The organism is Prochlorococcus sp. MIT2302 (assembly GCF_059772385.1).
This window is the reverse complement of sequence record NZ_CM186285.1, coordinates 308,583-320,578: the sequence shown is the minus strand read 5'-3', so window position 1 is coordinate 320,578 and position 11,996 is coordinate 308,583. Positions and strand designations below refer to the sequence as shown.

At 31.8% G+C, this 11,996-nt stretch carries 10 protein-coding genes; 2 read left to right on the top strand and 8 right to left on the bottom strand.

From position 1 onward, the window contains the following. The 3 genes from hemG to AC6EI2_RS01690 all read right to left on the bottom strand — a co-directional run bounded on the left by hemG (nucleotide 1) and on the right by AC6EI2_RS01690 (nucleotide 3,094). Nucleotides 1-537 (bottom strand): menaquinone-dependent protoporphyrinogen IX dehydrogenase, encoded by a 537-nt coding sequence (gene hemG, locus AC6EI2_RS01700; protein WP_498462704.1) that lies wholly within the window; start codon nucleotides 535-537, stop codon nucleotides 1-3. 133 nt (nucleotides 538-670) lie between these two features. Continuing rightward, nucleotides 671-2,593, bottom strand: coding sequence for an excinuclease ABC subunit UvrC (gene uvrC, locus AC6EI2_RS01695; RefSeq protein WP_498462703.1), 1,923 nt, complete (start codon nucleotides 2,591-2,593; stop codon nucleotides 671-673). 18 nt (nucleotides 2,594-2,611) lie between these two features. Next, nucleotides 2,612-3,094, bottom strand: a complete 483-nt coding sequence (locus AC6EI2_RS01690; RefSeq protein WP_498462702.1) for a flavin reductase family protein — start codon at nucleotides 3,092-3,094, stop codon at nucleotides 2,612-2,614. 67 nt (nucleotides 3,095-3,161) lie between these two features. On the opposite strand from AC6EI2_RS01690, the gene coaD reads away from it, so the two are divergent. After that, a complete protein-coding gene (gene coaD, locus AC6EI2_RS01685; protein ID WP_498462701.1) occupies nucleotides 3,162-3,638 on the top strand; it encodes a pantetheine-phosphate adenylyltransferase in 477 nt (158 codons plus the stop codon). On the opposite strand, the gene AC6EI2_RS01680 is transcribed toward coaD, so the two are convergent. The 4 genes from AC6EI2_RS01680 to dapF are packed head-to-tail and all read right to left on the bottom strand — an operon-like array spanning nucleotide 3,635 to nucleotide 7,554. Next, the gene (locus AC6EI2_RS01680) at nucleotides 3,635-4,870 is read right to left on the bottom strand and encodes a D-alanyl-D-alanine carboxypeptidase (protein ID WP_498462700.1); all 1,236 of its coding nucleotides are present in this window, start codon (nucleotides 4,868-4,870) and stop codon (nucleotides 3,635-3,637) included. The two genes, coaD and AC6EI2_RS01680, sit on opposite strands and share 4 nt — an antisense overlap. 4 nt (nucleotides 4,871-4,874) lie before the next feature. Continuing rightward, nucleotides 4,875-5,495, bottom strand: coding sequence for a DUF1995 family protein (locus AC6EI2_RS01675; protein WP_498462699.1), 621 nt, complete (start codon nucleotides 5,493-5,495; stop codon nucleotides 4,875-4,877). A gap of 10 nt (nucleotides 5,496-5,505) precedes the next feature. Further along, nucleotides 5,506-6,687 (bottom strand): cysteine desulfurase family protein, encoded by a 1,182-nt coding sequence (locus AC6EI2_RS01670; RefSeq protein ID WP_498462698.1) that lies wholly within the window; start codon nucleotides 6,685-6,687, stop codon nucleotides 5,506-5,508. 12 nt (nucleotides 6,688-6,699) lie between these two features. Then, nucleotides 6,700-7,554: a diaminopimelate epimerase gene (gene dapF, locus AC6EI2_RS01665; RefSeq protein WP_498462697.1), complete on the bottom strand. Its 855-nt coding sequence runs from the start codon at nucleotides 7,552-7,554 to the stop codon at nucleotides 6,700-6,702. A gap of 135 nt (nucleotides 7,555-7,689) precedes the next feature. Here dapF and leuS point away from each other — a divergent pair, with 135 nt between their 5' ends. Beyond that, on the top strand, nucleotides 7,690-10,278 hold the full coding sequence (gene leuS, locus AC6EI2_RS01660) for a leucine--tRNA ligase (protein ID WP_498462696.1): 2,589 nt from the start codon (nucleotides 7,690-7,692) through the stop codon (nucleotides 10,276-10,278). On the opposite strand, the gene AC6EI2_RS01655 is transcribed toward leuS, so the two are convergent. After that, the gene (locus AC6EI2_RS01655) at nucleotides 10,271-11,878 is read right to left on the bottom strand and encodes a glucose-6-phosphate isomerase (protein WP_498462695.1); all 1,608 of its coding nucleotides are present in this window, start codon (nucleotides 11,876-11,878) and stop codon (nucleotides 10,271-10,273) included. The two genes, leuS and AC6EI2_RS01655, sit on opposite strands and share 8 nt — an antisense overlap. Nucleotides 11,879-11,996 lie beyond the last annotated feature (118 nt).

Genomic DNA, 11,996 nt, shown 5'->3' with positions numbered 1-11,996 from the left:
TTAAAATTTGGATACTGATTCAATTAATTCATCAACCTTTTTAAAATCTGTTAATTCATAAACTTGTGAGATATCCTTAGGCCCATTTGTAATAACCATTATGAATAATATTGCTAATTTATTTGCACAATCAAGACTAGGGTAATCTAGTCTCCCAGCAAAAACACCTTTTATTGTTGGTTCCCATTGTACTTTTTTAAGAAATTTTATAATATAAGGATTAGTTTCTGGTGTGTTTTTTTCGGGTTTCCGGGCAGTAAGATTTAATGAAAAGAAGGCAGTCTTTTTTTTCTCTAATGTTTCTTTATTGGTATTAATAAACTCATAAACATTCTTGCGATGATAACCATATCTTACACTCGCTCCAAGAACGATTTCGCTAAAATCTGACAAGTTAAATTTATTGGATTCCTCAAGAGAAGAAATTGTTATATCCTTATCTTTATTAAGTTTTTCTGACATATATTCACATATGTGTTTTGTATGTCCGTCAACGGTTGAATATAAAATTAAAAGTTTAGACTTTTCTTCAGTCACAGTTAGTTTTTGATACTTGCATATATTTTACTTCTAATTTTCAATAAAAACCTGAATTATCAATTTCTATGAATTATTAATAGTATATCAATAATGATTAACTATCTCTGATTCGTTATAATTTATCAATAAATTAATCATTTTCGTCTGGATGAAAATATTTTCGGATAACACCAGCAGTAGATGACCCTAATCCTGGTGTTGATGAAAGTTCGGAAAGAGATGCCATTTGTATAGCCTCTATTGATCTAAAATGCTCCAATAATAATTTGATTCTTTGTGGTCCCAATCCTGGGATCTCATTTAATTGAGAACGTTTCATACGTTGACTTCTTTTTTGTCTGTGAAAGGTAATTGCAAACCTATGAGCTTCATCTCTAATTCTTCTTAACAAAAGCATTCCAGGTTGATTAGGGTCAGTGTCTAATGATTGTTTAACATTTGGAATAAATATCTCTTCTTTCTTCTTGGCTAAAGATATGAGATTTATATTTTGATCTAGATTCAAATCTTCTAAAGCCTCTAATACCGAACTTAATTGCCCTTTACCTCCATCTATTACAACTAAATCAGGCCAATCATTTAAATTATCCTTGTCTAAAACACTAGATTCATTACTTGATAGCTTATTCATATCACCTCCAACCTCTTTATAACGAGCCCATCTTTTAAATCTCCTAGTAATAACTTCAGCCATTGATTCGAAATCGTCACTATGTCCTAGTTTTATATTTGAACTTTTAATTTTATATTTTCTGTAATGTTGCCTAGCCGCAATACCATCAATAAATACTACCTGAGAAGCGACAGCATCGCTACCTTGTATATGACTAATATCGTAACATTCAATTCTGTTTGGAATTTTTACTAACTCAAGAATATTGGTCAAATCGTCAAGCTCAAGTAAATTTTTATCATGAGATTGTCTAATTCTTTGCAACTCCATATTTGCATTCTTTTCTACTAATTTTATAATTTCCGCCTTCTTAGATCTTTTTGGGATTGTTATATTAACTTTTTGCTTTTTTAATTCACTTAGCCAATCCGATATTATATCTGTATTTTGTAATTGATGTTGAACTAATATTTCAGAAGGTATTTCAATCGGATCAACATTTGAGTAATGATTTTCTACAATTTTTTGAAGTATTTGAGAAGTATTGAGATTATTATTATCTGAGAAATATCCAAGTCTTCCAATTAATTTTCCTGAGCGCATTTGAAAAATTTGAATAGAGGATATATTCTCTTCTGATGCCAATGCGATTATATCTCTGCATACAGAAGAATCAGGAATAATCATCTTTTGAGATTCATACAATCTATCTATACCTTTTAGCTGATCTCTGACAGATCCAGCTTCTTCAAACTTCAATGACTCTGAAAAAGAATGCATCTGTTTTTCTAATAATAGTCTCAATTCTTCAGTTCTCCCTTGAAATATCATTTCAACACGTTTTAGTGTATTTTTATAATCTTCTGAACTTATTTCTTCTTGACAAACGCCTGGACATCTTCCAATTGAATAGTTAAGACACGTTCTATCTTTGTAAAGCGGTATTCTTCTTTGTCTAAGAGGAAACAGTTTTTTTATACTAAAAAGGGTCTGTCTAAGTAAATAAACATCAACGTATGGACCATAATATTTATCTTTTTTCTGTCTTTCCCTTCTTTTCCTAGTTAAAAAGATTCTTGGATACTTATCACCCCAGGTTATACAAATATAGGGATATTTCTTATCATCTTTTAATAGAACATTAAAATAAGGTTGATTAGATTTTATTAAATTTGATTCAAGAGTTAAGGCTTCACTTTCGGTATCAGTAACTATCAACTCAATATCTACAACTTGCCTAACCATTAAAGAGATTCTTGGACTCAATTCATCACTAGCTCGAAAATAACTTCTAACTCTATTTCTTAACTTTTTTGACTTACCAACATATAACAATCTATCCTCACGATCTTTCATCAAATAACAACCAGGATCGTTTGGTATATCCTTCAAAAAATTAGATAGTCTTGACTTGTCCTTAATTAACGGCGTTAATTCCACCGATCTTGTCTCGTTAAATTAGCCGCCATAGTTCCAACCTGTACTCGCTAAATTTAATGCAGTTCCATCTTTATTCAATACTGCATTCTTTACTTCAGCGACAAAGACTGTATGGTCGCCGTGTTCAACACCTGAAATAACTTCACATTCAACGCCCCCTATTGCATCTTCGATTAAAGGCATACCAAACTCTCCATAAGTGAATTTACAAGCTTCAAATCGTCCCCCTAATCCTTTTTGAGGCTTAAAGAACACAGCTGCTAGATCCTTTTGATCTTCTCTCAAAACATTTAAAGAAAACATCTTCGTTCTTTGAATAATTCCATGACTAGATCCATCGGCGCGAACAGCCATTACAACTAAAGGAGGCGTAAATGAACCTTGGGTTACCCAGCTAGCGGTAAAACCATTTATTTCATCTCCTTCTCTTACCGCACATATAAATAATCCATGAGGGATTTTGCGCAAAAGAACTTTTTTGGCATCCTGATTAAGAGTCATGCGCTTTGATACGTTTATAGATATGAGATTCTAAGAAAGAAATGGACTTTTTTAAAGTTAAAAAACCATGAAGGCGCTTTATCCCGGTAGTTTCGACCCTTTAACCTTTGGGCACCTTGATCTAATTCAAAGAGGAAGTGATTTATTTGGAGAAGTTCTCATTGCGGTTTTGGAAAATCCTTCAAAAAAGGCAACCTTTTCATGCGAGAGGAGAATAGAGCAGATTAATGATGCCACCAAAGATATACCAGGTTGTAGAACAATAGCTTTTAAAGGTCTAACTGTGGATTGTGCTAAAGAACATAATGCTCACCTTATTTTAAGAGGCTTAAGAGCTATGAGTGATTTTGAATATGAATTACAGGTAGCTCATACAAATAGGTCTTTAAATAATAAATACGAAACAATTTTCCTCGCGACAGAAACACATCATAGTTTTTTAAGTAGCTCTGTAGTCAAAGAAGTAGCAAGATTTGGTGGCGAGATTCGCCACATGGTACCTGAGTTTATAGCCAAAGATCTGATGGCATTAAATACTAATTAATTACAATTATTAGTATTTTTTACTATTGATAATATTTTCATTATATGTTTTGTCGAATCATCCATATTATTAACAATAATACTAAAAATTGTGCCCTCTCCTAATATAATACCAGAAACGGATCTAACTTTATTTAGTCTTCCAGATTTTGCAAGAATTCTACCCTTAAGGCTTACTGGAGCACTTACATTAGCTAATGAGCCCCTAACACCTAATATTGAAAAAGACGAGAAATAATAGTCAGAAAATCTATTAAGCTTCATTCTTCTCAAAAACTGAGATAAACCATAGGTGGTTACTCTATTCTTTCTCGATAAGCCACTAGCATCTGCAAAGATAAAATTGTCAGAATTAAAGTTTTGATCTTTTATCCAATTATTATATTTTAGATTAGGGAAATCATGAGACCAGTCACTTATTGAATGTCTGAAAATAACTTCAGCAGTAAAATTGTGGCTCTCAGAATTAACAAGGTTTAGTAAAATATATAAAGGAGCAGAATTTATAACTTTAATTGTCGAAATATAATCAATAGGATAATTTTCGTAAACAGATTTTACAAAATATTTTTTTGATAAATTCTTTTTTCTTAGAGCAGTTTCTAGCTCATATATAAAATTATCAATTGGATTATTTAAAGCATTAATACTTGCATTACTAGCTATTGCATATTTAGTAATAGGTGCACCATATTCTTCGCTTCTATCGGCATAAGACCAGCTTGAAGGCCACCAATGTTTTGGATTGCTTTTTTTAACGATTATTGGCGTATTTAAACGTAAATTATAATTAGTATTATTAAGATTACTAATTAACTCTTCTAAATGTCTTTGATCAAAATCAGGATCACCTGATCCATCTATATATAAGCTTCCATCATTTATCCTTTTAATAGATGTATTAAGAGTGTAATAAGGTCCTAGAATATCTAAAGAGAAAGCACTGGAAAGGATCTTCTGATTAGAGGCAGGAATCCTAGGGATTTGACCATTAATATCTGCAATGAAGTCACCAGAATCATCTAAGATGCTAACACTTATATTAGAATTGAAATTATAAGTATAATCTTCAATTTTATTTTGCAAAGGCTGACATATATTAAATTTTTCAGGACCTATTGTATTAATATTAATTCTTTGACTTAAATATGAATATAATTTGTATAAATTACTATTTAATAAATTTATTGATAGTAAAATTATGCCAATGTATAAATAATATTTTTTACTCATAAACTTATAAGTTTAGAATTATAGTTTCATCATCAGGACGTTTATCAAATGATTTAACAAAAGAATATCCATCAGAGTTTAATTTAAAAAGTTCCCAGTCATTAGGAAATCTTTTCAATAATGCACCCATAGATAATGGTTGAACAAAGTAAAGTACCTTCCATTTTTCAGCAAATCTTTTTCTCATTTCCCTACCGACACTTCCGATTCCTACTATTGGATCTTCCAACTTACCGTTAACCATAATTACCGTTGAATTAGTATGAGAACATACTTGCTCAAACATCTCAATATCATACGGTTGAGGGGAACAGACTAGTAATAGAGAATTCAACGAATCTGTAGAATTAATAAAATCCTTAAATGTAAAAATCTTATTAGCCAATTCAGGGTTATCTCTTTTAGCAAGAGCCGCTCCACCAGCATCAGCCCATAATAAAACATTATCTAATTTAATTTCAGTTAGTTTGTTAGATAAACGACAAATTATTGGATTAATTCGTAATCCTTCAAATTTAAGGTTGATAGAAAGAAAAGATTGTTCAGAATTACTTAAGAAATAACTTTGAATTGATTCAAATATATTTTTTTCAGCTTCTCTAAGATCTGAGGGTAGGATATTCATAATTTGATGATCATTGTTTTTTGAGTTCTAAAGATTGCAATAATTCATATATTATATTTGAAACTGAATTAATATCATCATTTGAAATCCATGGACCAATAGTTATTCTTAATCCAGATTCTTGGAGTGATTTATCAATATTAATCGCTACCAGAATAGGATTTGGTCCTTGATTAGACGATGAGCAAGCACTACCACTGCTTACATGGACACCATGTTGTGACAATAATCGCACAATTTCTCTACCATTAATTGGAATCATTGATTTTGTGTGACAGAGAAATGATAGATTATTTGGTAATCGTTCTTTAGGATGACCAGTAAATGTAAGTTGTTTATTCTTAACTAGATTATTTTTTAATATAGAAGTCATTTTAGAAACATTATTCTTAGGAAATAAAGTTTCATTAGCACTAACCTCTATATATTCATTTAGTAGGTCAATTGCTGTCGAAAAACCTGCAATAAGGGGAACTGACTCAGTACCAGATCTTATAGAGCCATTCTTAAATCCATAGGAAGGATCATTTGTCAATAAATCACGAACGCCTTTTCGCAACATTAATAAGCCAATTCCTTTAGGGCCTTGAAGTTTATGCGCAGAGGCACTGAGCATATCAACATTTAAATTACTCCAATTAATAAGACCGTTAGGGAGGACCTGTGTCGCATCAGTATGAAAAAGTATATTTCGATTTTTACATTCCATTCCTATAAGATTTATGGGCTGAATGGACCCAATCTCACTTTGCCCCCAGATTATCGAAACAATTTTTGTCGGAGGAGATAACATTTCATCCAACAGATCTAAGTCAATAATTCCATAATTATCTACAGGCCAGCATTTAATATCCCAGCCATCATTACGCAATTGATCAGCTATTAATTTGATAGAAGGGTGTTCAACGCTACTTATAACAAGTCTTCCTTTATCAAGATTTTTAGATACAGATTTAAGAGCAAGATAATTCGATTCAGTTGCTCCAGAAGTGAAAAATATTTCGTCAGATGAAGCTATAAATTTATTAGCTATTGATAATCTAGATCTTTCTAAAACATCTCTTGCAAAAACTCCAACTTTATGAATACTTGATGGATTCCCCCAGCATTCAGATTGTACATCCTTTAATTTATTAATTACATCAATATGTGGCGGAGTAGTTGCTGATGCATCGAGATAAATATTTTTCATAAAGAAGACTAATTAAATATCTATCTCTCCACTAAATACTTTTAATGCAGGGCCCTGCATTAAAACTGGACCTTCTTGATCAGGCCATTCAATTTCTAACTTTCCGCCTGGTAAATAGACATTAGCTTTGTTTAAAGTTTTACCTAGATTAGCTGATACTACTAGACATGCGCAAGCTCCAGTTCCACAAGCCATTGTGGGGCCACATCCTCTCTCCCATACCTTAACTTTAATATTTGATTTATCAATTAATTCTACAAAGTGAACATTGGTATCATTGGGGAATGTATTGTGTTTCTCAAGATATCTTCCCCAATCTTCGAAAGGTATATTTTCAATTTTATCAACAAATATGATCATATGAGGATTTCCCATACTAGCAGCATAAACATTTAAAGTATGATCATTTATTGTAATCTTTCCGTTAGGAATAGTTAAATTATTCATTAATAATTTAGTAGGTATATCTTCAGGAGAAAGTATAGGTTCACCCATATTTACTTTGATATCTTTATTACCATCAATAGAGGTAATAATCACACCAGCTTTAGTTTCAATTAGAATCTCAGACTTATCTTTAATTTCAAAATTATCATTTAAGAAAGCAATCAAACACCTTATTCCATTGCCACACATTTCAGGCTCAGAACCATCAGAATTAAATATCCTCATTCTCACAAAACATTTATTTTTGGACTCTAATAAAAGAATAATTCCATCAGCTCCTATGCCAAAATTTCTACTACATAGATGCTCAATAAAATTATCTTTATTTTCAGTAAACAAATTATCTAAGTTATTCCCACGAGCATCAAAGATAATAAAGTCGTTACCAAGTCCTTGATATTTTGAAAAATTAATTTTCATGATTTAATGTTTCTTTTACTATGTTGTTAGTAAATTAAGCTTTGTTGGTAGTAATTTCAAAACTATTTGCATATTGGGCATGAATTTATGAGAACATTATCTGATTGGTAAATCAACAACTGAAGGAGATCTTCCTTGAATAATACTACTTCAGAGATTATTGACCAGCGTTACGAGCCAGGTAATGTGGAGGCCTATTGGCAAAAAGAGTGGGCTAAACAAGAGCTTTATAGAACAAAAACGGATGTAAACAAAAACAATACCTTTTACGCTTTGTCGATGTTTCCATATCCTTCAGGTTCTTTACATATGGGGCATGTGAGAAATTATGTCATTACAGATGTACTGGCTAGATATAAAAGGATGCAAGGTTATAACGTTCTTCATCCTATGGGATGGGATGCATTCGGCCTACCTGCTGAAAATGCAGCAATAGAAAGAGAAACAAGTCCATCTACTTGGACAGATAAAAATATTTCACAAATGAAAGATCAATTAGATCGACTTGGATTGTCGATAGATTGGTCTAAAGAAGTTACTACCTGCAAAGAAAATTATTATAAATGGACTCAATATATATTTAATCAATTACATAAAAATAATCTTGTCTATCAAAAAAAAGCGACGGTAAATTGGGATCCAATTGATCAAACCGTGCTTGCTAATGAACAAGTTGATGGTGATGGTAAATCATGGAGATCTGGAGCAAAAGTTGAAAAAAAAGAATTAAATCAGTGGTTTTTAAGAATTACTAGTTTTGCCGAAGATTTAAATAAGGATTTAGCCAAACTTAATGAGTGGCCAGAAAGAGTCCGGGTTATGCAAAAAAACTGGATTGGCAAATCAATTGGTGCGGAAATAACATTTGATATAAAAAATCATGAACAAAAAATAACCGCTTTTACTACAAGGATCGATACTCTATATGGAGTAAGTTATCTTGTCTTAGCATCAAACCATCCATTAATTGATCAATTAATAAGTGATAAAGATATTGATAAATTAATAGAATTCAGAAAAAATCAAGAAAAGTTAAGTGAGTTAGAGCGTAATTCAGATAGTAGACAAAAAATTGGAATGTACTTAGGAAAAAATGCAGTCAATCCAGCGAATAATAAAGAGATACCTATTTGGATTGGCGATTATGTGATTATGGAATATGGCACTGGAGCTGTCATGGGTGTTCCAGCTCATGATAGTAGAGATTATCAGTTTGCTAAAGCATATGATTTACCAATTAATTATGTAATAAAACCCAACAATGATAAAGATGATAATTATTTAAATGCTGAGTATTTAGATAAGGGAATAATGATAAATTCTGATATATTCAATGGAATTGAATCTGATATTGCAAAAGCAAAAATACTTCAATTAGGATCAAATGCAAATTGGGCAAAACCCAAAATTACTTATAAATTAAGGGATTGGCTTATATCTAGACAAAGATACTGGGGTTGCCCAATTCCAATTATTAATTGTAAGAAGTGTGGTCAAGTAAGAGTCCCAGACGAGGATCTCCCTGTTTCTCTTCCTGTTGATATTAAATTAACTGGTAAAGGCAAGTCACCTTTAACTACAAAAACAGAATGGATAAATACTTGTTGTCCTAAATGTGGACTTGAAGCAAAAAGAGAAACTGATACGATGGACACCTTTATGTGTTCATCATGGTACTTTCTTAGATATATAAACCCTGAGAATGTAGAAAATCCATTTATAAAAAGTGAAATAGATAAATGGCTACCAGTTAAACAATACGTTGGTGGTATTGAACACGCAATACTTCATTTACTTTATTCAAGATTTTTAACCAAAGCTCTAAAAAGCTGTGGATTATTAAATATTGATGAACCTTTTAAGAAACTATTAACTCAGGGTATGGTCCAAGCTATTACTTTTAAAAACCCAAAAACTAATCAATATTTTTCTAAAGATCAAATCAAAGATATTAATAATCCTAAAGATCCAATTACCGGAGAAAATATTGAAATTATCTATGAAAAGATGTCAAAGTCTAAATATAATGGTGTGGACCCATCATTGGTCATTGATAAATACGGTGCTGACACAGCCAGAATGTTTATTCTTTTTAAAGCTCCTCCTGAAAAAGATTTAGAATGGGACGATTCAGATGTAGAAGGACAATATCGATTTATACAGAGACTCTGGAAATTTGTTATTAATACTTTAGAACTAACAAAGAGTAATTCAAGATTAAAGATAGAAAAAGAAAAGTCAAAAGATAATGAGGCTTTACGTTTAATTAATATTGCTATTAAAGAAATTACTGATGATCTGGATAATCTTCAATTTAATACAGCAATATCTGAACTTATGAAAGCTGTGAACGGGCTAAGTTCAATAGTTAATCACTGTAGTAATGACACTCTAAATAATGTTATTTCAATGTTAGTTAAAATAACGTCTCCATTTTCTCCTCATATTGCAGAGGAACTTTGGAAGATAATCGGAAATCCTCAAAGTATTCATCTTCAGTCATGGCCAAAATTCGATGCAGGTGCAATTGAACAAGATACTTTTAAACTTATGATTCAAATTAATGGAAAAGTTAGAGGATCAATCGATGCAAGTAAAAATCTATCTAACGACGAATTAGGGGATTTAGCTATTAAAAGTGAGGCCGCGCAAAAATGGATAGATGGAAATGAACCAAAACGAATAATTGTTGTTCCGAATAAACTAGTGAATATAGTTATTTAGAAAAATTTTTTGAAATAATTAATTGATCTGGATTTGATTGATTGCCGTTAATTATATAAAGATCAGAATTTTCCGAAAGTTTTCTCAGAATTAAATAAATAGACTCAATTGAATCAGTTGACAAAGCATCATTAATTTGACTTACAGTTCTTTCCTTTCCATCTTCCAAAAGCTCCTCGATTTCTTTTTGAAGATTAATTATGCTTGTAGCGGCTTTTTTCCCAGCTTCAACACCTGGTTGATTGTAAGCATTAACATTAATCAATTCTGCATATAAACTCACTGCCCGCTCAAATAAAGCAATTAAAGCCCCAAGACTTGATTCATCAAATGATTTAAATGTGATTGTCAAATTCTGTCTACCGCCTTCAGTCAAAGCTGATCGAGTTCCTTGTAGAAAGCCTGATAAATAGTCTCCTGGTTGTTTATTATTTACTTCTACAATCTCAGATGGATCTTGAAGAATCTCAATAAAATTAACAAAGAAATTATCAACACCATCTCTTAATTGCTGCACATATGCATGCTGATCTGTAGAACCTTTATTTCCATAAACTGCGATACCTTGATTAACTTGATTTCCATTTCTATCTAACTTCTTTCCTAATGATTCCATTACTAATTGTTGAAGATATCTACTGAAAACTTCTAATCTATCTCTATATGGAAGTACAACCATATCTCTTAACCCCTTTCCATTTCCGGATTTATACCAAGCTAAGGATAAAAGTCCTGCTGGATTGTTTTTAATGTCTTTTTCTCTTGTTAGAGCATCCATTTGAGATGCACCATCTAAAAACTTGTTTATGTCAGCGCCAATTAGGACGGCAGGCAATAATCCAACGGCACCAGTAATACTTGTCCTTCCACCGACCCAATCAGGCAAATCAAAAACATTTAACCATTTTTCATTTACTGCTAAATCATCTAATTTACTACCTTTTGATGTAATTGCTATAGCTCGAGATGACCAAATCTGATTGTTATCTTGAACAAACTTCATTGCTTGCTCCATTCCTATCAAAGGTTCAGGAGTGCCACCTGATTTACTAACAACTACAAACAAAGTTGATTCAATATTGGGAAGAATGGAATTTAATTTATGTGAAATCCCCTCGGGATCAACATTGTCTAGGAAATGAAGATTCAATCCGATTGATTCTCTCTTAAATGACTCTTTAATAAGTAAGGGACCCAAACCACTACCACCTATTCCTATCCAAAAAACATCGGTGTATTTTTTCCCATCGTTGTTAGTTATTTCTCCATTCAATATTGATGCACCAAAAGTTGATATATCTTGAATTTCTTTGGTAATAGAGTCAGAAATTTGTTGAGTTGGAGCAATCTTGGGATTACGAAGCCAATAATGACCAACTTGTCTATCTTCGTCGATGTTCGCAATCGATCCATTCTCAAGACTTTCTAAAGAATCAAACGCTTGGGAATAAATGTCCTTAAATTTTTCAAAATCGCTCTTCTCTACATCCATTCTGCTTATATCTAGCCAAAAACCTAATGAATCATCGCAAAATAAAAAATCACAGTACCTTAACCATTTATCGTTGTTATTCAACTGGAAGATGTCAGTTATTTCCATTATTGATAAGAGAATAATCCTTAATGAGTTCTGTTAGCAGGTATTCTCAAATGAGAACCGCTAAGCAAATTGATTTAATTTATATTAGTCAAGATTGGTTTTCAAGTGGCGAATGTTT